This is a genomic window from Halodesulfovibrio sp. (assembly GCF_015482765.1).
In the GTDB taxonomy this organism is placed as follows: domain Bacteria; phylum Desulfobacterota; class Desulfovibrionia; order Desulfovibrionales; family Desulfovibrionaceae; genus Halodesulfovibrio.
The window spans coordinates 59,651-82,586 of sequence record NZ_JADMLB010000070.1 but is presented as its reverse complement, the minus strand read 5'-3'; the positions used below and the strand labels follow the sequence as shown (position 1 = coordinate 82,586).

Sequence of the window (22,936 nt, the reverse complement as noted above, 5' to 3'; positions counted from 1 at the left end):
GTGCATTTTTTTTATAAAAAGCCAAAAAACACGGATGGAACGCTTATCGGTAGCTGTGCAGACGCCTGCCGATTGCAGTGCAACTGCTGCCTATGTAGCGTTCACTTCTTCAATAAAGTCTTCACCGAATCGAGTATTAAGCAGACGCTCAAGCGCTGCGATCATTTCAGGGTCATAAAAGTTCTCCATCTCTTTCAAGATGTCGAAGGCATTAGCAACGGACAGTGCCGGACGATACGCACGTGGTCTAATTAACGCGCAGAAAGTGTTTGTCAGTCCCAGCAGCTTTGCAGGTGGAATAATGTCATCACCTTTCAAATGTTCCGGATAACCGGAGCCGTCCATTTTTTCGTTCATCTGTGTCACTGTTTCAAGAACAGGCAGACCGAATTCAATATTGCCCAGTACTTTTTTGGCATGCAGAGCATGTTTTTCCATTTCAGCTTTTTCTTCAGCAGTCAGTGCACCAGGTTTCAACAGAATTTCACGCGGCACAAAGAGCTTACCAATCTGGGAAAGGTTCGCGGCGGCTTCAATAGTAGAAATATCTGCATCAGTCATATTCAAACTCTTAGCCAGTTCTACAGAGATTGATTCCAACATGCGGGTATGACCGCCGAGATAAGGATCAATATGTTCAATAGTGCTGGCAAGAGCGGTAATGGTCTGTTGTTCTGCCTGTTTTCGCTGTTCTTCCGCTTCAACAGCGGCAGTAATATCGCGGAAAACCGAAACAATACCGGCAAGCGTTCCTTCACCGTCAAAGAACGGTGCTTTGGATATCTGCATGATGTAGCGTTGAGACTGAAGATAAATGGTTTCAGTAATGTTCATCGGCTCTTCAGACATGTTTATAATCTGGTCGGAAGACGCAAGGCGGTTTGCGGTTGCGTATCCAAAGATTGCCGTGTCATCCAGACCGATCATTTCTTCAACGCCGCGTCCTACTGCATTGGCAAAGGCAGGGTTCACATATTGATAGATGCCTTCATTATCTTTTAAGGCAATGTAGTCAGGAATAGTGTCGTTAATGGAATCAAGGAACATCTTTTGTTCTTTGATTGTCATAGCAAGTTCACGGAAATTATCGGCAACTTTTTTGTTGTCCTGCGATACCAATAACCACCAGAAAAGGAACAGCACCAATGTAAATGCACCGGTAGCAAGTGCAGCAATAACAATGGTTGTCTGCATTGTTTCTGTTAATTCTTTTCGTGCTGTTTCGTATCCGATTTCTTCAATCACCCACCAGTTAACATCCGGAACTTTGAGGCCGTAAGAGTATCCTTGGGTATTTCCGGTTAAACTTGCGCGCAGGGCAAAAGGAAGAACTTCCTGCTCAACAGCGCCGAAGTCGGAATTAATCGGTGCAATTCCTTCAGGCTTCCATGGCAAAATATCTTGAAGGACACCATCTTGTTTTTGAACGAGATGGGTTTTGTTTCCCTGTTCCGCAAGCGGGGAGCTGGATATAATTTCAGTAATTTTTCCGGAAACAATTTTAGTGAGCATCAGAACAGAAATAGGTTTTGTATATTCCCCTTCAAATTCCGGTGGAAAGATAGGAAGGAACATATCAAAAACAAGCCCGTTGCTGCTGTTGTGAACAGTAGAGAAGTAAACCTTAGGGTTTTCAAGGACACTGTTCACCATGTTGAGCTGTGACTGTGTCAATGCTGCTACATTGGCATTTGTGGCAATGTATGTCTGTCCGAAGCGGTTGATGATACGACCGTCGGAAAAACCGGCATAGCTGGAAAATTCCTCAAGCAGGTTGCGCATCATAGGCAGCTGCTGCGCAAGAGAAGAATCTTCGGATTCGGAAGCCTCTTCAGCATACAGGCTGCCGATATTGTCTCCGAGTAAATCCACTTCAGAGGCAAACAGGCGGAACAAATCTGCATTAATCAGTCTGTCGCCTTGTTCAGCCATGGTTTGCAGCCAGTTGCTGATAGTTTCCAGATGAGCAGTAGCCAGCAGCGTTTGCTGTTTTTCCAATCGTTGATGAAGACTGGTTTCTTCATTCTTAATATGGATAAAGCAGACAAAAGCAGAGATGACAACAATAGCGGAAAGCACAGCGATGCCGAACCATTTAAGACGAGAGCGCTTGTCCTGCGTGACGGGAAGCTCATAGTCATTTGTTTGAGTAGGCATTTTCAGCTCCGGAATCATTTTTTCGGCTTGGAAGCCGGTTGATTTTTCTTCACCGGGATATGCGCCCAGCGATTAGTTTCGTTTACAGAAAACTGCGGTACATAATGAGAAAACTTTGAGTGCGAAAGGACAAGCTTTGTCTGATTGTCCAGCACCCATGCGTCTCCTGCGTGATACACTACGAGTACTGCGTGCCCAAGACGACGGATGTTATCCATAAGTGCGACAATGCGCATTGAGCTGTCAGGTACTCCCAGTTCTCGTAAGGCGTAGTACTTGGCAATGGCGTAATCTTCGCAGTCTCCCGAACGTTTGACGAACTCGGGTGGCGATGCCCAGTACTCTTTTTTTCCCCAGTTTTCTTTATCAAGACGATACGGCCATTTGTTAAAATAGGCGTTCACCTTGCGTAGTTGCTGCATACGCGGTGCGGAAACAATGGTGCTTTTAAATTCTTTCCATCGTTTTCGCTGATTTTTTCCGGATGTAGGCAGCGAATTTGAAAGATATTGCTGCTTATGGGCAGCCATTTTGTTCACTATACGTCGCCATCGTGCCAGTGCTTTGTTTTTCCCTTTTATTTCCATAGTGCGGAATAAACGGATTCTTCCCTTTTTATCTTTCAAGGGGCCAGTACTGGCAGTAAGCTTTTTTCGTCTTTTGGGCGTAGATTTTTTAACAGGGGGCGGTTTAAACAGCATACGGAATGCAGATTTCTTTTTCCCCTTTGATATCGACGCATCTTTTGTACTGATTTTCGGTCTGGCCTTATTCGTTTTTGATTGTGCAGACGCTTGCAAGCATTGTGTTGCTACGAGCAGGCAACAGACAATACTTACGAGTGCAGCACAAAAAATTGTCGAATAAGTCCAGTGGCGCAATTACCGTTCTCTCAAAGCGTTTTGTTTTGCCTTTAATATTGGCTTCAGCAGATAGTCGAGAACAGACTTTTTGCCTGTTAAAATATCAACGGAAGTTGTCATACCGGGAATGATAGGCAGGTTCTCTCCCCGATAAACAATAGTATTGGTTTTTGTGCGCAGTTTTACAAGATAAAAACTTTCACCGCGCTTATCTTCAATTGTATCAGCACTGATCTGTTCTACAGAACCTTCCAGACCACCATAAATGGAAAAGTCATAGGCTGTAATTTTGATCATTGCTTTTTGTCCCGGATGCAGGAACGCAATATCAGCAGGACGTACACGCGCTTCTACGAGCAGAGTATCATCAAGAGGAACAATTTCAAGAATCGTATCACCCGGTCTGATAACACCGCCAAGAGTGTTGGCAGCAATCTGTTTAACTGTACCGCGTACAGGTGCGCGTAAATCAGTACGTGTAACACGGTCGTGTCCCGCAGTCATAGCTTCTTTTAGAGAACGCATTTCCACACGGCGCTGGTTAATTTCACGGTGTGCTTCATTTTTAAATTCAGCAACGCGCTGCTTAGTACGTTCGCTTGCTTCTTCAGCAGCTCTGCGTACGCGCGGAATAGCAAGCGAGAGTGCTTCAATATCACCCTGAAGCTGAATCAGGTGTTCTTCAAGCTGAAGATAATCAATTTTCGGGTACACATTTTTTTGCATCAGCGGACGTGCAATATCGCGACGCTGTTTTGCAATTTTATGGCTGGAGACGAGCTGCTTGCGCTTACCGATCATCTCCTGAATTTCCTGTTCTTTCTGAAATTGCTGTGAAGCAAGTACGCTCAATTCACTTTCCAGTTGCATTTTTCGTGAATTGTATAGAGCTGTCTGGTCGGCAACCATCTGCGGTGCCTTTTCCTGTAACTCTGCTGGAAATTCCAGCGGGGTGTCATTCGCTTCTGCCATCAGACGGATAATAGCGACTTCATGTTCTAACGATTTGGATTCAGCATCGCGTACAATACTTTCAGCCTGTTCGTTATCAATGCGGACAAGAATCTGTCCTTTTTCGACAATCTGACCTTCTGTTACAAGCAGTTCACTCAGTATGCCGCCTTCAAGGTTCTGGAGTTCCTGAATTTTACGCGAAGGAACAACTACACCCATGCCACGGGTTACTTCATCAAGTATGGCATAATTTGCCCAAACTCCGAAAGCTACAAATACAAGAAAGATAAATATTGAAAGGAGGTATGCCTTCGGATGCCCGCGGTGACGCAGTGCAGCATCGACCTCGCTCATGAATTCGATATCTTCATTTCTGTAACGGTCTTTTTTCATGAGGTCTGACTCCTACGCCGCTCTTGTCGGTGCTTTTTTTATCTGATCTTTTTTCAACGCTTCAAGAACCGCTGCTTTAGGGCCGTCAGCAACAACTTTGCCGTTATCCATAACGATTAAACGGTCAACAACATCCAGCATACTGAGTCGATGTGTAATGAGGATAAGGGTTTTCCCCGGTACAATGTGTGCCAGCTTGCGCTTGAATGTCAGTTCAGAACCGTTATCCATGTTGGAGCTTGGTTCATCTAAAATGATAATGTCCGGATCAGTCAGCAGCGCCCTTGCAAGAGCGATAGACTGACGCTGTCCGCCGGAAAGCGCCATGCCGCGCTCACCGACCTGCAGTCCGAAACCGGCAGGGTTGTTTTGAACAAACTCTGTCACACCGGCAATGGAAGCGGCACGAAGAATGGCGTTTTCATCAGCCTGCGGATTGCCGATAGCGATGTTGTCACGCACGCTGCCGTAGAACAGGTAGTTATCCTGAGAAACATACCCGGTGCGGGAGCGGAGATCGGCAATATCCATTTGGCGGATATCAACACCGCCCAGTTTCACGGCACCTTCAGTAGGGCGGTAGAGTCCGACGCAAAGCTTGCCGAACGTACTTTTACCGGAGCCCATTCTGCCGATGATGCCGACACGTTCGCCTTTACGGATTTTTAAGTGAATATCTTCAAGAGCAAAGCGTTCTGCATTTGGATATTTAAATGCCAGTGAATCAAAAGTAAGGGAAGCATCCAGCTTTTCGTAACTGATTCCTGTGTACTCATCCTGAGCTTCTGTAGGCAGCTGCATAATGAGATCAAGGGATTTTAATGCCATGCGTGACTGCTGCATGCGGGAGAGCATTCCCGCAATCTGGCTGAGCGGCGCCATGGCGCGACCGGCAAGAATGTTACAGGCAATAAGACCACCCATGGTCAGCTCACCTTCGCTGATGCGGTATACGCCGAAAACAATGATGAAGACAGAAACAGTCTGGGCAGCAAACATAGTGAAAGTCATAGAAAAGTTTGCAAGACGTTTTGCGCTGTTGCTTGATTTCGCGCTCATGCCTACAACTTTTTCCCACATATGCTGCATGTGCCCTTCAGCCATGCTGGTCTTTACTGTTTCAATGCCGTTTATGATCTCAATAAGCAGGGCATGTTTTTGTGCCCCTTCTTTGTAGCCGGCTTCAACAGCCCGTTGGAACGGGTACTGAAGAAGTACGCCGACGATAATAACGATCGGAACGGCAACGGCAGGAATAAATGCCATCGGGCCGCCGATAAAATGAATCAGAATGAGGAACAGGAACAGGAACGGCAAATCAATGATGGCAAGAAGAGTGGTGGAACTGAAAAACTCACGCAGTGATTCGAATTCACGCAGGTTGTTCGCCATAGTACCGGTTGAATCAGGCTTGTCATCAAGGCGTAACGCCATAATGTGCTGCATCAGGCGCGATGCCAGAATAATATCAGCATTCTTACCTGCAACGTCGCAGAAATAGCTGCGCAGGTTGCGGAGTATAAAATCGAACATCAGGGCAATACCGATACCGATGGCGAGAACCCAAAGGGTGTCGATGGCGTTGTTCGGCACAACCCTGTCGTATACGTTCATAAAGAAGAGCGGCGAAGCAATGGCGAGCAAGTTAATGATGATACTTGCCAGCCCCACATGTTTGTAGATCGGTAAAAAGTAGAGAATCGTGTCCCAGAACCAGCGTTTGGTTTTAAGAAGCTTCAGCTCGCTGGCGCGCTTATCGAGACGACCTTTGATTTGGCCGAAAATAACATAACCGGCGTATTCTTCTTCCAGTTTGTCACGGAGTACAGAAATAGGCTGGTTGTTCATTTCTGGAAAAATGACTTTAGCGTGGGTGTCTGTAAGAGAAGTAAGAACGCCAGCCCCTCTATTTTTAAGGAGGATGATGCACGGCAGTGTCAGATTAGATATTTCCGATAATTTGTTTCGGCGGACAGCTTTGGCATTCATACCGGCTTGCAGGGCAGCACGCAGGCACGCAGAGGTGTGTGACTGTACGCCATGCTCAGGAAGACCGGCTTTCAATTGTTCCAGTGTGAGTGGTTTGCCTAACAGAGAAAACAAATGAACAAGAGAGCGCAAGAGTGGAGACTCGTAGTCCACGTCTGATGGTAATGGCGCATCTACAATAGTTTTTCGTTCTGGCTGCTGCTGATTCTGTTGTTCAGGGGTAGGAGGCTGTGGAGCAGCTTGCTGTCCTGCCTGTTCCTGTTTCGGCGGTTGTTCGGCCTTTTTTGAAGGCTGTGTTACTTTTTCCGATTCAGGTTTTGCTTGAGTATCCGGTTCTGGCTTTGCAGTAGCATTGGGAACCGGCTTTTTTGGCGTAGAATCAGTCATGAGCACTCCCTATATTCATACTTCCCGGTTTTAGGGCAGGGAAATATTAATAACGTGTAGTAATGTATCCCCATATTTTTTCACAAAATCTTATAAAAGTATAGATGAGACCATAGTTTCAGCTCCCGATATATCTGACTTTCCGGTTGTAAACAGTTTGTGAGCAGATGTGAAAAAAGAGTAAGATAATCATAGGGGAGTATGAATAATGTCGTTAGAAGGAAGAGTCTTGTTATTTCGGTGGTTATGGAGGAGCAGGATGTCATCTACGACTTGAGTATAGCACAAGTGGAAAGTGAAAGAATGTTTTTGGCTTAATTTTTTATGTGAGATATTGTATTAAAAATTATGCTGTTAAAAGCTTGTGTAATCACTTTTCACTGAAAAGGGGGATTGTTACGCGAATGTGCAGATAGCTCATAAGGTTGAACATAGTGTAAAAACTGTTTTTTCTTGAGAAGTTATGGCTAACCGCGTATAGGCAAAGAGTTGTAAGTATGATTTTGGGGGGAACGTACAATTTCATACTTATTTACTAGGGGGCTTGCTTGTTTTTGAGTAAGTGAGTGAACATATTCAGGAGTGGTTAAATGAAAAGAATGTACGCGTTGTTAGTAATGACTGCGGTACTGTTTGGATGTGCGAGCGTCGCTTCAGCTGAAATTTCGTTGAAAGATACCGTGCTTGCTACATTAAAAACATATCCGCGTATTGCTGCGCTGGAAAGTGATAGTAAGGCTGCAAAGCAGGATAACAGATCTGCATGGGGTGGGTATCTTCCAGACGTTGATGCAAATGGTTCTTACGGGCCAACAAAGCACGACAGCCCAACCACCCGTAACGAGGGACGAGAAAATGAATGGCGCGGTGCATTTGATGGTGGCGTGACTATTTCTCAGCTTATCTACGACGGTCGCTTTACACAGAGCCGTGTAGAACGCACAGAAGCTGCATACAAATCCAGTCAGAGCCAGATTGATGATGCTGGCGAGCGCTTTGGACTTGATGCAGTTATCGCACACTTGACTGTGCTTAGAAACAAAGCATTGGTTGAGCTTGCAGAAGATAACGCCCAGCAGTACTACGATATTCTTGAATCTATTCAGGAGCTTGTAGATGCAGGTGGTAGCAGTGTAGCAGACTTAACCCTGACTCAGGGCCGTCTTGCTCGTGCTCTTGCGACACTTGCAACACAGCGTAGTGAGTTGGAAATTGCCATGGCTCAGTACAAGCGTCTGACAGGTATGGAGCCTGAAGAGCTTCTTGATGTAGAAGTTTCCGATGCTGCACCTGTTGATATTGAAACTGCGTTTATGCGCATGCAGTCAGAAAACCCGCGCCTCGATACTCGTAAACACGAAATCGACGTTGCTCAGGGTTTGATTGATGAACGTGAATCTTACTACTACCCACGTATTTCCGGTGAAGGTTCTTACCGCTACACTGAAGATATGCAGGGCGTAGATGATTACACAACAGATTTCCGTTTCGCGGTTGTCGGTTCATGGAACCTGTACAACGGCGGCAGCGACCTTGCTGACACTCGTGCTGCTATGGCTCGTAAAGTGACAGCACATGAAGATTACCGTGATACCATCGACGATCTTTACCGTCAGGTCGCATCAACTTGGAGTGAGCAGCAGGCTGCTTACGAACAGGTTGAGCAGTACAACAAAGCTGTGGGCTTCAACGTAGAAACCCGTGATGTCTATGCACAACAGTTTACAGTCGGTCAGCGTACATTGCTTGACGTTCTTGATGCAGAGAACGAACTCTTTGTTACCCGTGGTCGTCTTGTAACATCAAAAGTGAATGTACTTATTGCTTCCTACCGTCTCCTCGCCCTTGGCGGCGGTTTGGTTTCATCCTTTGGTATTGAGCCTGCAGATTACGTTTCCATGGCTGAATAACTTTCGGATAAAAAAGCATTATCGAGGGGGGAGAGCAAAACTCTCCCCTCTTTTTTTATGCAAACAGGATGGATTAAATGCCAGTTTCTTCAATATCTGCAATTGTCCACGCTGATTCTTTATCATTGGATTTTCCGGCACGTTTTACTGGAGCAAAAAAGCGTATTTTGCTCCATGCTGCTATTTACAATCGTTTTGCGGAAAACAGTGCGGTGAGTTCAGCGTTGGAATGTGCTCTTGAACGTGGAGTACAGCTTGAGGTGATATTATTACCCGTCTGGAAAGATGTGGTGTGGATGGACGCTGCATGTCGTCTTATTCGTCCGCAAAACAGCAGAGAAGACATGCTGGATAAAGCTGAAGTTTCCAGAGAATTTTTTGCTGCACTTGCGGAACGATTTTCCGAGAACGTTTCAGTGTATGAGGCTGCACTTTTTCCTGCGTTTCCGATTGTTATTGTAGATGATGTGTTATTAAGCGGGCAGTACGCTCATTCACAGATACTTGCACCGCAAGGATTATGGACTGAGTTTTCAGCACCCATAGAAAGAGTGCTGCCTCTTCTACAAGATACAACTTCCCAACGTGGTGTACCTTTTTTTCCTGATAAGCCTTCTGTTGAAGAGGTTGTGGCAAACCTTCCCACCGCAGAATGCAGGGCTGCGTTTCGGTTATTACAGGAATGGGTTGCGGCAAAGGGTACTGCTCTCTGATAGTACCATCTTTCATTACACAAAAGCTCCCGTATCTAGATTGGATACGGGAGCTTTTGTTATTTAATGAAGTTAGCACACTGCTTGGCAGATAAATATGTTGCGATTACGTCGGGAGTTGTTGTTCCGCAAAACCTCGGGGTAATGTAATGGTAAAGAGGATGCCGCCGTCTCTATTTTCAGCGGTAATTGTTCCGGCATGCTGTTCAGCGACTTTGGCGACCAAGGCAAGCCCCAAGCCAGTTCCGGGAATGTTTTCTCCTTCAGCCCGTGCAAAAGGCTCAAAGATAGATACCAGTTCAGAAGACGTTAGTTTACGGTAGAATGAGTTGTATATCTGTATGGAAACAAGGCACGAATTTGAAATGGTCGTTACACGGATACATCCGAATTCCGGAGCAAATTTAAGAGCGTTGGCAACCAGATTACTTATCGCGAGGTTCACCATAGGATAGTTACAGGTAATAACGCTGTCATGCGAGAGTGTTGTCTCTACATTAAGAGTTTTTCGCTCAATAATCGGAGCACTTTTTCGCAAAAGCCGTTGTAATGTGTCTGCTACATCACAGGCACCTATTTCACCGACCTGTGTACTGAGTTCCATTCTGGATAGCCGGAGAATTTCTTCAATAAGACCATCAAGTTCTGCAACTTCGTTGCGAATAGCCCGCAGGTGTTTTTTTACATTGTCATAATTCTTTTTGTCACAGCCCATATTAGCCAGTTCTTCAGACATCTGAATCCGTGTGAGCGGGCTGCGGAGCTCGTGGGATATATTGGCGGTCAGTTCATGACGGAACTTGGTCATCTGTTCAAGGTTGTCCGCCATAATATTGAACGTACGTGAAAGACGTCCAATTTCATCATTGTCGACAGGTTCAATGCGTTCGGAAAGATCACCCGTTGCGTAGTTAATAACTTTTGCTTCAAGCTCTTTTAGGGGGCGAAGCGTACGCGTTATAAGCGGGAGAACGATTAAGCCTATAAGTAAGCCGGTTCCGGCAGTAGGAACCAGAAAATCCAGAAGGATCTTATGCGATGGCCATGTGGTTTGCTGCACGATTATGATTTTTCCTTTGCCGTTCCATAAGGGAATGGGAAAGGTAAGAGCAAGTAGCTCATCAGTGTCCAAAGAACTGAAGAATGAAAGTGTGATGCCGTTATTCAATGTTTTGTGGAAAAACAGCGTATGGTCAGGAATTTTGGCGTTTCGAGCTGTTACAATTTTACCACTGGGGGTAACAACCCAAAGAAATTCAGCTTGCAATGTTGGCTGCAGGCCGGAAAGAATACTGGATATTTCGCAGCGCGTGTCTTGATTGTCTTCATGCGGGACAACATTTAAGCATGCGAATTCTGTATTGAGCAGTGACGAAATCATGGGCAGGGAGCGCACAATAGAGCGTTCAGCATCCCGATGCATCGTAATAGAGAACAGAGTAACATAAATTGCTAAGCTGAGCGCAAGAATCAAAAGAAACGTTGCGATCAGCTTAGCGGAAATAGATTTCAAAAACATTAATCGCTCAGGAACATGTACCCTTTGCCCCACACAGTGCGGATGCGATGAGCATGCTCGTTGTATGGTTTTAAAATATTACGCAGTTTAGAGATGTGTACATCAATACTGCGGTCATAGGCGTTGAATTCACGCCCCCACACCTTAGTCATAAGGTCGTCGCGGGAGAATTCATGGTTCGGGCTGCGCATAAGCTCAGCCATGAGCTTTGTTTCTGTAGGAGACAATGTTATCTGTTCGTTGTCTATAATAAGAATTTGTCTACTTGCTTCTAATGCAAGCCCTGCACATTCAATTTGGTGCGAGGTAACTTTTGCTGTGCTGTTGTCAAACCGGCGTAATATGGCTTTAATACGAGCCAGAAGTTCACGCGGGTTGAACGGTTTAGAAAGGTAGTCGTCAGCGCCAAGCTCAAGACCGACAATACGGTCTGCATCGTCTCCGCGGGCAGTAAGCATAATAATCGGGACAGTAGATTCCGTGCGGATATCACGAAGGACTTCAAGACCGTCTTTACCGGGGAGCATGACGTCTAGAATAATAAGGGACGGAGCAATGTTGCGGATGCTGGAAAGTGCGTCGTGTCCGTTAAGTAAGGACACAACGGTAAAGCCTGAATTTTCTAGATATTCAGTCAAAAGGTCTTGCAACTTCGCATCGTCGTCGATGATCAGAATTGTTTGTTCCATGGATAGTGCACTTGGTTATGTTGTTTCGTGTCTTTAAAACACACGTTTTTTAAGGAAACACCACTGTTGTAGTAGGGGCCCGATTGTTAAAGATGATGATAAAAAGAAAACTTCAACAATTGTCGGATGTCAACAATGGTTAGCAAGTGTTAAATAACGTTTTTAAAAAGCTCCCGATAACAGAAAAAGAGTGCTAATCGCGCTCTGGCGAGATGATTGAAAGTAGTTAGTTATCAGGTAAATTGCTTTTGGGTTATATAAGAAAAAAGTATAGAAATAAATACGCAAGCGGCATTTGTAATAAAAACGTTGTAACGTAAGAATATTATTATATCTTATAACCCCACATAAATTCACATTGTGTAATTGTCTTACCTTTATTCCATAACTCTATTTGTTTCAATGGGATACATTTATTGTTGTAAAATCAAGGTAACGATTGATCTATATACAGCATGAACGGAGGATATATGAGTCTTACAGCAAAGCGCGTTGGTTGGATCGGAACAGGCGTAATGGGTAAATCAATGTGTAAACATTTGATTAACGCTGGTTGTACAGCCTATGTATACAATCGTAGTGCAGAAAAAGCTCAAGAACTTGTTGAGTTAGGTGCAACGCTGTGCAATTCACCGGCAGAAGTCGCAGCCAACAGTGATGTTGTCTTTACAATTGTCGGTTTTCCTCAAGATGTAGAAAGCGTCATTCTTGGTGAAGACGGTGTTCTGGCAAATGCAAAGGAAGGTACAGTTGTTGTAGATATGACAACTTCTACTCCTTCATTAGCAAAGCGCATTGCAGAAGTTGCGGCTTCTAAAAAAATGGCCGCGCTGGATGCTCCAGTTTCAGGTGGCGATCTTGGCGCCCGTGAAGGTACTCTTGCAATTATGGTCGGCGGTGATGCCGCAACCTATGAGGCTATGCTTCCATTTTTCGAAGTAATGGGCAAGAACATTCAACGTATGGGAGATGCAGGCTCAGGGCAGCACTGCAAGATGGCGAATCAGATACTTATCGCCGGAACAATGATCGGTACAGTTGAGTCCTTGCTGTATGCCGCAAAAACCGGAATGGATCTTGATCAGGTTATTGATGTTATCGGCAGTGGTGCCGCAGGCTCATGGTCAATAAATAACCTTGGCCGTCGTATTGCTAAAGGTGATTTTGATCCGGGCTTCTTCATCAAACACTTTGTAAAAGATATGGGCATCGCACTTGAAGAAAGTGCAAAAATGAACCTCTCTCTTCCGGGGCTTGCCATGGCGAATCAGTTCTACGTGGCTGCAAAGGCACAGGGCTTGGAAGATCTCGGCACACAAGGCTTATACAAAGTTTTTGAAGCAATGAATCAGGCATAGCCTTGTCAGGTATTTCTCCAACGAAAATAATGCATATTACGGGCTGCCTTCATGATGAAGGCAGCCCTTTTTTTGTAAGTAAACTTTTTTTGCTTTATCGGGCAGCTTCTTCTTTAAGTTCGTAAATAATTTCTTGAAGATTACGCGCTTCGTCGTGCAGTGCAGAAACACTTTGCTCAGCATTTCCAGCCATGGAGCGGGACTCGTTGGCAATAGCATTAATGTCTTCAATGGAACGGGTAATTTCTTCAGACGCTGCTGACTGCTCTTCTGCCGCAGTAGCAATGGATTGTACCTGTGCAGCAGCTGCATCTGCCATTTCAACGATGGACTCAAGCATGTCACCGGAAACCTGAGAGCGCTGTGCAGTAGATTCCATCGCGCTTGTAGATTCTTCCATGCCCTTGATGTTTTTCTGAGCAAGCTGCTGAATAGTACTGATGCTGTTTCCGACTTCGCTGGTAGCACCCATAGTTTTTTCTGCAAGCTTGCGTACTTCATCAGCAACAACTGCGAATCCGCGTCCGGCATCACCGGCTCGGGCAGCCTCAATGGCAGCGTTCAGCGCAAGCAGGTTGGTCTGATCTGCGATGTCGTTAATGATCGTCATAACCTGACCGATTGCTTCAGACTCCTTACCAAGCAAATTCATATTTTCGTGCAGGGTATTGGTAATCTGGCGTAATTCGTTGATCGCACTGATTGTGTCGTTAACAACGGATTGTCCTTCTGCCGCCTGTCGGCGTGAACGTTCAGTACGTTCGGCAGCATCACTGGCATTGCGCGCAACTTCAAGAACCGTTGCGTTCATTTCTTCCATGGCTGTGGCGGTCTCACTGATGCGTGTGAGCTGAACTTCTGAGCCTTTTTCCAATTGACGACTGGTTGCTGCCAAGTCGGAAGAGCTGGCGTTAATGCTGCCCACCAATCCTGTAAGACGATCCGCTGCGGTGTTAATGCCTTCACTGGTTGCAACAGCAGCCTGCTGCATGGCTTCTTCTGCTTTAGCAGCAGCATCGCGGGCAATAGAAGCTTGTCGGTTTGCTTCTTGTTCTTTTGCCTCCATTTCTTCAACGTTGCTGCGCAGTGTTTCAGCCATGACACTCAAAGAAGACTGTAATTCAGCAATTTCATCATTTCCTTCAACAGTGATGGAAACATGTAAATCACCACCCGCAATTTGCTGAGCGACCGTGTTCGCCTGTAAAACAGGGGTAGTGATGGAGCGAACAAGGAAGAGACAGAACGGAGCAAATCCGCAAAGCAGTACAATGCCGATGATGGAAAGCTGAATAGTCAGGCTTTCTTTCATACGGGAATCAAATTCGTTTTGGAGCATTGCTTTGTGCTTGTCGATGTTGTCAATGTAGACGCCGGTACCGATCCAGTATGGTGTTCCCTGAATTTTCTCAGCATAGGCAAGTTTCGGCTGGTTGCCCTGTCCGGGTTTATTAAACACGTATTCAACAAACGCACCGCCGGAAACGGCAGCGTTTTTCAGTTCACGTACGTAATAAACGCCGTTTTTGTCTTTCGATTGGCCAAGGTCCTTACCGATCAAGCTCTTCTTGGTTGGGAGCGCAACGTTTGTTGTTCCTTCGTATACAAAGAAGTAACCTGAGCTGTCCGGTTTAAAGCGTGCCTTATCAACGGCATCCTGAATAATTGTGTGCTGTGTTTCTTTGTCACTGACTCCGGAAAGCTGAGCACTGATTGCAAGGGAGAGTGAGTGGGTTGCAACTTTCAGTGTTTCTTTTTCACCTGTGAGCATGACATTTTGCAGGTGCTGAACGGCCTCGTCATTCGACTGCATTGTTGAACGTGCGTTGAACAAAAGAATTCCTAAAATAAACAGTAAAAAAACTGCCAGTAACAGGAAAACTCGTGCACGGATTGTAATCTTTCTAAACATCTAGCCCCCTTCAGTAGTAAGTCCATGTATTGCGGTGGATATAGTCTGATCGGCAGAAAATGTTTGAACTTAATATTATAATGAAAAAAGGTGTTAAAAAGCAAACGCTTATGTTTAGGGAAAGTAAGGTTTGTATGTGTTTGTCTTTGTAATACTAAGTAATAAAAAGATTGTGTTGTGTTAAAGAGTGCTGATGCAGGAGAATACAGTCTCAGGCTGACATATTTTTTGGGGGAGACAAACCATGCTGCATTACTCAAGAGGCAATGCAATAGATAAAGAGCATAAAAAAAGGGCGCCAAAGGCGCCCTTTTGATGTTCTAACAGAGAGACTTAGCAGATTACTTGAGGTTTTCTGCAAGAAGTTCTGCGATGTGTGTAACTTTGATGCCGTTGTTACGCACGTTGGAACCGCCACCGAGGTGAAGGAGACAGCCCGGGCAGTCAGCAACAAGACGTTTTGCGCCGGTTGCTTCAATGTTGGTCAGTTTTTTATCAAGAAGAGTTGAGGACAGTTCAGGGAACTTCACGGTGAATGTACCACCGAAGCCACAACAAACATCTTCTTCTGCGGATGGAGCGTAGTCGCCAGCCATTTCGATGAGGTTACGAGGCTGTTCAACAACTTTAAGTTCACGGCAGAGGTGACAAGAAGCGTGGTACGCAACTTTTTCGCTGGACTTGTTGAAGTCGTCAGCGGAAACACCGAGTACGTCGTGAGCGTAGGAAGAGAAGTCAATAATCTTCGCAGAGAAGCGCTCAACTTTTGCTTTGTAACCAGGTTCGTTTTCGAGAAGCTCAGCGTAGCCTTCTTTGAGGTGTGAAGCACAGGAAGCACAAAGAGTAACGATGTAATCGCAGTTTGTACCTTCGAATGCATCAACGTTCTGCTTAGCAACGTCGATAGTAGCCTGTTTTTCACCCATCATCTGAACAGGGAGACCACAACAGCTCTGATCCATAGGGAAGTCGATTGCAACGTTATGGCGAGCCATAACTTTTACAGCAGCTTCCATCTGTTCAGGGTAAACAAAGTCCTGAACACAACCGGAGAACAACGCAACGCGGTGTTTAGGGTTGTGAACCATAGGCTTGATTTCGCTGAAGCGATCACGGAACGGCTTGTCAGCAATAGATGGGAAAGAACGGAAGCCCTGATCTTTCATAAACATAAGCGGTAAGTGACGCAGGTAAGGACCTTTTTTCATAGGAGCCTGTGCCCATTTACCGAAGCGAAGCAGGGAGTGGAACAGTTTGCGGTTTTTGAGAACTTTACCGAGGAGGTTAGTCTCAATAGGCATACCGTTGTCCTGGTTGATACGAGCGCGGAGTTCTTTAATAAGACCCGGAAGATCGATACCGCCAGCACAAATGCTCTTACAAGCGCCGCAGTTGATACAGTTATGAACAAGGTTCTTCGCTTTTTCTTCACCGTGGAAGAAGTAAGTGAGGATAAGACCGATAGCACCGATGTAGATGTGACCCATTTTGTGGCCGCCAACCAGACGGTAAACAGGACAAACGTTCGCACAAGCACCACAGCGTACGCAGCGGAAAATCTGGGAGAACATTTCATCTTCAGCGATTTTAGAACGGCCGTTATCGAGGAAAACGATGTGCATTTCTTTCTTTTCGTCTTCACCGATAGCGCACTCGTTAGCACCGCCGATCCATGTTACGTAAGAGGTCAGAGCCTGACCGGTTGCGTTACGTGGAAGTGCTTTAAGAGCGGTAAGAGCGTCAGTAAGCTTAGGAACAAGCTTGTCGATACCTGCGATAGCAACGTGAATGCGAGGAGCAGTAGTAGTAAGACGAGCGTTACCTTCGTTAGTAGCGATACCGATGTGGCCGTTTTCTGCAACACAGAAGTTAGCACCGGAAATACCCATGTCAGCATCAGCAAAGTCACGACGCAGTTCACGACGAGCAACTTTAGTGAGTTTTACAGGGTCGGAATCCAGTTTTTCACCGGTACGCTTGGAGAAGAGATCCTGTACCTGATAACGGGAAAGGTGAATCGCAGGCATAACCATGTGGGAAGGGCCCTCATGGCGCATCTGAATGATCCACTCACCGAGGTCAGTTTCAACAACGTTGAGGTTCTCATCTTCGAGGTAGTGGTTAAGAAGAGTTTCTTCAGAAGTCATAGACTTGGATTTAATAATCTTCTTAACGTTATTTTTCTTCGCAATTTCAGCAATGATGCGGTTAGCTTCTTCAGCATCTTTTGCCTGATGAACATGAACACCGCGCTTTTCAGCTTCTTCGGTGAACTGCTTCATGAGCGCAGCATTGTTTTTTACAGCGTAGTCTTTACAGTCAGCAATTTTTTTGATGAGCGCACGCTCGTCAATGCCAGCAAATGCTTTTGCACGGTTTTCACGGTAGCCAACAGCAAATGCATCCATGGATTTACGCAGAAACTCGTTATCAAGAGCTTCCTGCATGTCTTCGCGGTATTCTTTAAGATTTTCAGCGTTATGCATGATTAGTCCTCCAGGAGAAGAATGTGCAGTTCGAGTGGGCCGTGTGCGCCGATAGCGAGAGTACGCTCAATGTCAGCAGTACGGCTAGGTCCGGTGATAAATGCGGTGTATGCAACGCCGCTCATCAGTTCGAGCAGAAGTTTTTCTGCTGCGATGGAGTCCTCGAAGATTTTGGAAGCAGGAAGTACAGCAACATGTACTTCAGAAACCATAGTTGCAAGGCGCAGTTCTTCTCCATTGGACTGCTGAACAATAGAGCCGGTTTCAATGAGACCAGCGTCAGCAATGGTGAATCCGGCATCAATGCCGGCCATGTAGCCACGCATACCGTCTTTAATGAGCTTTACGCCTTTTGCTTCACATTCTTTTGCGAGAGCAGCGTACTGTTCATCAGAAAGTTCTGGTGCAGCCATAATTTTTTCTTCAGCAAATTCTGGCTGTGGTGCGCTAGGGCTGGAAGGAATAAGAAGTTCGCATGGATTTTTTTCTGCAACGTAGTTTGCAGCGTAAGCGTATGCTTCTTCCATGGATTTAATGTTGGTAACTTTAGCTGCTACCAGTTCTGCTTTTTCGCGAAAAAGCTCTTTCAGGTCGCTCATGTGACACTCCTGAGACTATGGCATTCCATAGGAATACCGCTGAGCATATCCATAACCGCTGCATCCTGAGGCTATCAGGCGGGTCTGGAGTATGCAGAACAGCAACCGTATAGGTTGTAGAATCTCCTCACGGATGAATGTCGTACAGAATTCGGTCTTCCGGACAAATTCAGCAAAGCGGCAACGAGTATGCTTTGCTCGTACGGTACATCCACCTTTACTGCTGTGATCTAGAATGGCAGCAGTAAAGAAATGCATATGCAGTAATGCAATCCGTACTTGTCATGTGGCAACTGATAAGGCGGGTTGGGCGTAATGCTAGTCAGATTTTTCCGACAGTTTTTTACACAGCCTGTTGTAGTTAAACGCGTTATCAACAAGTTCAGCGCCGCGTTTAATTTTCACCAGCTCACGAAGCTTCTGGCTGTTCAGAATCAGTTCCATACGTTTGGCAACCGTATAGGTATCATCTGAAACCTGAATAACAGGTACACCGAGCTGTTCAGAGCGGGAACGTACAATCTCGTTAGGAGTGATGTTGCCTGTAACGATAAGGCACGGGCAACCACCTTCCATAGCGATAAGCTGTAAGTCAGTTCTGTCTCCACCAACAATGGTGGCAAGATTGGATGACTGGCGGAAATATGTCATGAAGTTTTCCACCTGCATAGTACCAATCAGGAAGTTCTGAATAATACGCTGGGATTGAGAATTACCTGAAATAATTTTTCCCTTGAGGCGCCATGCAAGTTCCGATGCTTTAATGGCGTTGAGCATCGGGTCGCGTGGTACAGTACCAAAAACATCAACTCCGTTTCTTTCTAAGAAAGGAATAAGGATGTCTTCAGCATCGCGGGAAAAGTCTTCCGGCACATCGTTGAACAGAACTCCGAGCATGTCGTCGCCGAGCGTGTTTTTGATATTGAGAATAGCGTCGTAGTTGAGTCTGTTCCGGCGATAGCGGTCAACAAGTATGGTTTTCAATCCAAGCTGTTTCGACAGTGTGATGCCATCCACACCCCTGTGGGTGCCGGTATATTGGATGGAACCGCAGCCGCCGACAAGCATAACGTCTTTGTCTTTGGATATTGTGTCGTAGGCACTCTGGATGGCAGCCAGAGCGTCTGTTTCATCTGAAAGGGTAGTGGCTCTCAGGTTGTTAGGAATAAGTACCGGCGTCAGTATATCTGGGGAAATCTCAAGGCCGAGAAGTTCCTGGATGACAATGGCGTCTTCATCCCCGAAAACATCATCAACCCGTTTAGGAAGAGAACCAACAGGTTTCATATACCCTACACGCATGCCGCGTCGTTGCATTTCCAACCCTAAAGCCATCAATGCAATATTTTTACCCGCAAATGCGTCTGTTGAGCCTATGTAAATTCCTATCATGTATTCCCTCCCAAAGAAGATGCTTCGGGATATACCTCTTTCGGTAAAATGGCAAATGCCGGAGCAGAAACTGGCATGTTTCTGCTCCGGATTGTCTTCGCAAAAAAAACTGAAATACTAGGCGAGTACTTTTACAGTAGCCTGAGCGATTTCGAGCTCTTCGTTGGTAGGGATGATAAGAACTTCAGTCTTGCCACCGTCGTTCAGGGAACGCTCAGTGCCGCGACGAGTTGCGTTTTCTTCAGTGTCAATTTTGATACCGAAGAGTTCCATATCAGCACAAACCATTTCACGAACGATGTCGTCGTTTTCACCGATACCAGCAGTAAATACGATAGCGTCAACATTGCCGAGTGCAGCAATGAAAGAGCCGATGTATTTTTTAATGCGGTAAACAAACATGTCGAGTGCAGTTTTAGCTTTTTCGTCGCCGTTATCAACTGCAGCGTGGATGTCACGCATGTCGCTCATGCCGCAGATACCGAAGAGACCGGACTGTTTGTTCATGAGAGTGTCAACTTCTTCACCGGAAAGACCTTTACGATCCATGATGAAAGGAACGAGTGCAGGGTCGATGTCGCCACAACGGGTACCCATCATGAGACCTTCGAGAGGTGTAATACCCATAGTAGTATCAACACACTTGCCAGCTTTTACAGCGGACATGGAGCAGCCGTTACCGAGGTGACAAATAACGAGGTTGAGCTCTTCAGGAGCTTTACCGAGGAACTTAGCAGCCTGTTTAGCAACGAAACGGTGGGAAGTACCGTGGAAGCCGTAACGACGGATGCGCAGATCTTCGTAGAGATCGTAAGGAAGCGGGTAAAGGAACGCTTTCTCAGGCATGGTCTGGTGGAACTCAGTGTCAAATACACCAACGTTCGGAGTACCAGGGAAGAGATGTTCACAAACTTCGATACCAGCAAGGTTAGCAGGGTTGTGCAGAGGACCGAGCGGGATGTATTTGCGAATGATGTCTTTAACTTCGTCAGTTACTTTAACTGATTCTTTAATCTCTTCACCACCGAGGAGAACACGGTGACCGATAGCGTAGATCTCAGATTTGTCTTTGATTACGCCGTCGTTTTCGTCAGTGAGCAGCTCAACAACACGCTTCATAGCGGTTTCATGATCTGCAAATGGTTCGTCGATAACAACTTTACGTTCGTCGTCAGTGTCTGGAGCAAGCTTGTTAACAAGTTTACCCATTTCCTGACCGATACGTTCTACGAGACCGGAACAAAGAGCGGTTTCGTTTTCCATATTGATCAGCTGAAATTTAAGAGAAGAGGAGCCGGAGTTAATTACGAGTACGTTCATCTATTTTTATCCTTTAAAATGGCTTGGCTAGATAAGCCCTTTTTCTGCCTGTGCCTGAATTGCTGTAATGGCAACAGTGTTTACAATATCCGGTACGGTACAACCGCGAGACAAGTCGTTAACAGGCTTATTGAGTCCCTGCAAGACCGGACCAATTGCTACGGCATTTGCAGCACGCTGTACAGCTTTGTAAGTGTTGTTACCGGTGTTGAGGTCAGGGAAGATGAAAACAGTGGCCTGACCGGCAACTTCAGAGTCCGGAAGCTTAGTAGCAGCAACGTCTGCGTCGATTGCAGCATCGTACTGGAGTGGGCCTTCCAGTTTGAGCTGAGGAGCGCGTTCCTGTGCAATTTTAGTTGCTTCAATAACTTTTTCTACATCTGCACCTTTGCCGGAAGAACCGGTGGAGTAGGAAAGCATTGCAATGCGTGGGTCGACATTGAAGATGCGTGCAGTGTCTGCAGAACTGATGGCAATTTCAGCAAGCTGTTCAGAGCTAGGGTTCGGGTTAACTGCGCAGTCACCGAATACGAGAACACGGTCTTTAAGGCACATCAGGAACACGGAAGATACGATGGAAGCATCAGGTTTAGTTTTAATAAACTCAAATGCAGGGCGAATAGTGTGGGCAGTGGTGTTAACCGCACCGGAAACCATGCCGTCAGCATCGCCTTTTTTAACCATCATGGTACCGTAGTAGGTAGTATCGCACATGGTGTCATGTGCCTGTTCCATGCTGATGCCTTTTTTCTTACGTGCTTCAAAGTAGGTTTCTACGTAGTCATTGAAGTTAGGCGCAAGTTCAGGCTGGATAATTGCAACATTTGGAAGATGGAGACCTAAGTCAGAGATTTTCTGTTTAACAACGTCAATGTTGCCAAGGAGGATGATCTCTGCAACGCCGCGACGGTTGAGCATTTCTGCTGCACGCAGAATACGTTCTTCCTGACCTTCAGGGAGAACAATGCGCATTTTGTTTGCTTTAGCCTTTTCGATAAGGTTAAATTCAAACATTTTCGGCGTGATTTTAGAAGATTTACGGGAGATAACGCGGCTTGCAATTTCTTTGGTATCCACGTTGTCTTCAAAGATACCGAGAGCAGTCGCAACACGACGGGTATCTTCAGGATCAATTCTACCGTAAAGCTGGTTCAGAACCTGAATAGTAAGGTAGGTGTTCTGCTTAACATTCACGATTGGAATCGGGGCAGCAGACCAACCTTCTACAAGGCGACGAACGTTTTCAGGCATTTCAAGACCACCGGTCAACACAATACCGGAAATGTCCGGGTATGCAGAAGACATACGTGAAGCAAGGGTGGAAATGATGATGTCGGAACGGTCACCAGGGGTAATAACAAGACTGGCATCTTTAACATAATCGAGGAAGTTGCCAATCTGCATAGCAGCAACGCACAGGTCGTCTACACGGGTATCGAGGCGATCTTCACCGTAAATCACGTCACCTTCAAGCCACTGTGCCACGTCTTTCATGGTCGGCTTACTGAGGGTAGGTTCTTCAGGGATGATGTAAACAGCCAGTGCGCGATCAGCACCTTCTTTGGTAGCGATCTGGGAAATGATGTCAGCACAGTGCTCAGAGGTTACTTCTGCACGGTTGATGATAGAAGCAACAATGTCGAGACCTTTGTCTTCAAGGGAATCGAGGGTGAGCTTGGTGGAGCTGATAATTTCTTCGCAGTCCTGTTTCTGACCGTTGATAACAACGAGAACAGGGGAGCCTAAGTTAGCGGCGATATCTGCGTTAAGGTCAAATTCAAACGCTGCATCTTTACCAAGGAAGTCAGTTCCTTCGCAAAGAACAAAGTCGTATTTGTTAGCAAGCTGAGTGTATTTGTTGAGAATGTTCTCAAGAAGCATTGAACGCTGACCGTTGTTGATAAGCTCGCGTGCCTGATTAAGGGTGTACGCGTAGGTATCTTCGTACGGAATTTCAATGCCGAAGTATTCAAGAATCAGGTTAATATCATGGTCTTTAGTTCCGTTCTCATCGTCGTTGATGATAGGGCGGAAGAAAGCAACATTTCTGATGTCTTTGGTGAGCAATTGCATCATGCCGAGAACAACAGCAGATTTACCTGTTCTTGCTTCGGTAGCTGTAATGTAAAGGTTTTGGGACACTATGGACTCCTTGCATATCCATTGATACTAGCCAAATTATCGAACCTGCATCTCCAGAACCGCTTCCTGGAGGATACTTCTGCAGACCGATGACAAACCCGTACACTGCGCTATTGCGGTATAAATTTCAAGTGCTTACACGGGAGAGTGATG

Annotated in this window: 15 protein-coding genes; 3 read left to right on the top strand and 12 right to left on the bottom strand. The window is 45.9% G+C overall.

Annotated features, from left to right (window positions below; genetic code table 11):
• Nucleotides 1–90: 90 nt before the first annotated feature.
• The 4 genes from QZY95_RS13340 to QZY95_RS13325 all read right to left on the bottom strand — a co-directional run bounded on the left by QZY95_RS13340 (nt 91) and on the right by QZY95_RS13325 (nt 6,743).
• Complete coding sequence (locus tag QZY95_RS13340; protein ID WP_290924340.1) at nt 91–2,157, bottom strand: HD domain-containing phosphohydrolase; 2,067 nt, start codon at nt 2,155–2,157, stop codon at nt 91–93.
• Nucleotides 2,158–2,171: 14 nt separating this feature from the next.
• On the bottom strand, nt 2,172–2,858 hold the full coding sequence (locus tag QZY95_RS13335) for a transglutaminase-like cysteine peptidase (protein WP_290924338.1): 687 nt from the start codon (nt 2,856–2,858) through the stop codon (nt 2,172–2,174).
• 180 nt (nt 2,859–3,038) lie between these two features.
• Nucleotides 3,039–4,367 (bottom strand): HlyD family type I secretion periplasmic adaptor subunit, encoded by a 1,329-nt coding sequence (locus QZY95_RS13330; protein ID WP_290924336.1) that lies wholly within the window; start codon nt 4,365–4,367, stop codon nt 3,039–3,041.
• Between the two features lie 12 nt (nt 4,368–4,379).
• A complete protein-coding gene (locus QZY95_RS13325) occupies nt 4,380–6,743 on the bottom strand; it encodes a type I secretion system permease/ATPase (RefSeq protein ID WP_290924334.1) in 2,364 nt (787 codons plus the stop codon).
• Between the two features lie 590 nt (nt 6,744–7,333).
• On the opposite strand from QZY95_RS13325, the gene QZY95_RS13320 reads away from it, so the two are divergent.
• Entirely contained in the window at nt 7,334–8,653 is a 1,320-nt protein-coding gene (locus tag QZY95_RS13320) for a TolC family outer membrane protein (protein WP_290924332.1), read from the top strand.
• A 77-nt stretch (nt 8,654–8,730) separates the two neighbouring features.
• Entirely contained in the window at nt 8,731–9,366 is a 636-nt protein-coding gene (locus tag QZY95_RS13315; RefSeq protein ID WP_290924330.1) for a hypothetical protein, read from the top strand.
• 106 nt (nt 9,367–9,472) lie between these two features.
• Here the strand turns inward: QZY95_RS13315 and QZY95_RS13310 are convergent, their stop codons facing one another.
• Together QZY95_RS13310 and QZY95_RS13305 are read right to left on the bottom strand one after the other, a co-directional pair.
• Entirely contained in the window at nt 9,473–10,885 is a 1,413-nt protein-coding gene (locus QZY95_RS13310; RefSeq protein ID WP_290924328.1) for a HAMP domain-containing sensor histidine kinase, read from the bottom strand.
• Nucleotides 10,885–11,574: a response regulator transcription factor gene (locus QZY95_RS13305; protein ID WP_290924326.1), complete on the bottom strand. Its 690-nt coding sequence runs from the start codon at nt 11,572–11,574 to the stop codon at nt 10,885–10,887. Before QZY95_RS13305 ends, QZY95_RS13310 begins: the two co-directional genes overlap by 1 nt.
• Before the next feature lie 470 nt (nt 11,575–12,044).
• Between QZY95_RS13305 and QZY95_RS13300 the strand changes: the two genes are divergently transcribed.
• A complete protein-coding gene (locus QZY95_RS13300) occupies nt 12,045–12,932 on the top strand; it encodes an NAD(P)-dependent oxidoreductase (RefSeq protein ID WP_290924323.1) in 888 nt (295 codons plus the stop codon).
• 94 nt (nt 12,933–13,026) lie between these two features.
• Here the strand turns inward: QZY95_RS13300 and QZY95_RS13295 are convergent, their stop codons facing one another.
• The 6 genes from QZY95_RS13295 to pta form a co-directional block, all read right to left on the bottom strand.
• Entirely contained in the window at nt 13,027–14,844 is a 1,818-nt protein-coding gene (locus tag QZY95_RS13295) for a methyl-accepting chemotaxis protein (RefSeq protein WP_290924321.1), read from the bottom strand.
• A gap of 341 nt (nt 14,845–15,185) precedes the next feature.
• Entirely contained in the window at nt 15,186–17,330 is a 2,145-nt protein-coding gene (ldhH, locus tag QZY95_RS13290) for an L-lactate dehydrogenase (quinone) large subunit LdhH (RefSeq protein ID WP_290924320.1), read from the bottom strand.
• Nucleotides 17,331–17,332: 2 nt separating this feature from the next.
• A complete protein-coding gene (locus QZY95_RS13285; protein ID WP_290924318.1) occupies nt 17,333–17,929 on the bottom strand; it encodes a lactate utilization protein in 597 nt (198 codons plus the stop codon).
• Between the two features lie 318 nt (nt 17,930–18,247).
• Nucleotides 18,248–19,321, bottom strand: a complete 1,074-nt coding sequence (locus QZY95_RS13280) for a DRTGG domain-containing protein (protein WP_290924316.1) — start codon at nt 19,319–19,321, stop codon at nt 18,248–18,250.
• Between the two features lie 117 nt (nt 19,322–19,438).
• Nucleotides 19,439–20,641, bottom strand: a complete 1,203-nt coding sequence (locus QZY95_RS13275; RefSeq protein WP_290924315.1) for an acetate kinase — start codon at nt 20,639–20,641, stop codon at nt 19,439–19,441.
• A gap of 27 nt (nt 20,642–20,668) precedes the next feature.
• Nucleotides 20,669–22,783: a phosphate acetyltransferase gene (gene pta / locus QZY95_RS13270; protein WP_290924313.1), complete on the bottom strand. Its 2,115-nt coding sequence runs from the start codon at nt 22,781–22,783 to the stop codon at nt 20,669–20,671.
• Nucleotides 22,784–22,936: the final 153 nt, after the last annotated feature.

Excerpts from the sequence above, each read along its gene's own strand:
- QZY95_RS13340 (WP_290924340.1), bottom strand. The coding sequence starts at position 2,157 with ATGCCTACTCAAACAAATGACTATGAGCTTCCCGTCACGCAGGACAAG.
- QZY95_RS13335 (WP_290924338.1), bottom strand. The coding sequence starts at position 2,858 with ATGCTGTTTAAACCGCCCCCTGTTAAAAAATCTACGCCCAAAAGACGA.
- QZY95_RS13330 (WP_290924336.1), bottom strand. The coding sequence starts at position 4,367 with ATGAAAAAAGACCGTTACAGAAATGAAGATATCGAATTCATGAGCGAG.
- QZY95_RS13325 (WP_290924334.1), bottom strand. The coding sequence starts at position 6,743 with ATGACTGATTCTACGCCAAAAAAGCCGGTTCCCAATGCTACTGCAAAG.
- QZY95_RS13320 (WP_290924332.1), top strand. The coding sequence starts at position 7,334 with ATGAAAAGAATGTACGCGTTGTTAGTAATGACTGCGGTACTGTTTGGA.
- QZY95_RS13315 (WP_290924330.1), top strand. The coding sequence starts at position 8,731 with ATGCCAGTTTCTTCAATATCTGCAATTGTCCACGCTGATTCTTTATCA.
- QZY95_RS13310 (WP_290924328.1), bottom strand. The coding sequence starts at position 10,885 with ATGTTTTTGAAATCTATTTCCGCTAAGCTGATCGCAACGTTTCTTTTG.
- QZY95_RS13305 (WP_290924326.1), bottom strand. The coding sequence starts at position 11,574 with ATGGAACAAACAATTCTGATCATCGACGACGATGCGAAGTTGCAAGAC.
- QZY95_RS13300 (WP_290924323.1), top strand. The coding sequence starts at position 12,045 with ATGAGTCTTACAGCAAAGCGCGTTGGTTGGATCGGAACAGGCGTAATG.
- QZY95_RS13295 (WP_290924321.1), bottom strand. The coding sequence starts at position 14,844 with ATGTTTAGAAAGATTACAATCCGTGCACGAGTTTTCCTGTTACTGGCA.
- ldhH (WP_290924320.1), bottom strand. The coding sequence starts at position 17,330 with ATGCATAACGCTGAAAATCTTAAAGAATACCGCGAAGACATGCAGGAA.
- QZY95_RS13285 (WP_290924318.1), bottom strand. The coding sequence starts at position 17,929 with ATGAGCGACCTGAAAGAGCTTTTTCGCGAAAAAGCAGAACTGGTAGCA.
- QZY95_RS13280 (WP_290924316.1), bottom strand. The coding sequence starts at position 19,321 with ATGATAGGAATTTACATAGGCTCAACAGACGCATTTGCGGGTAAAAAT.
- QZY95_RS13275 (WP_290924315.1), bottom strand. The coding sequence starts at position 20,641 with ATGAACGTACTCGTAATTAACTCCGGCTCCTCTTCTCTTAAATTTCAG.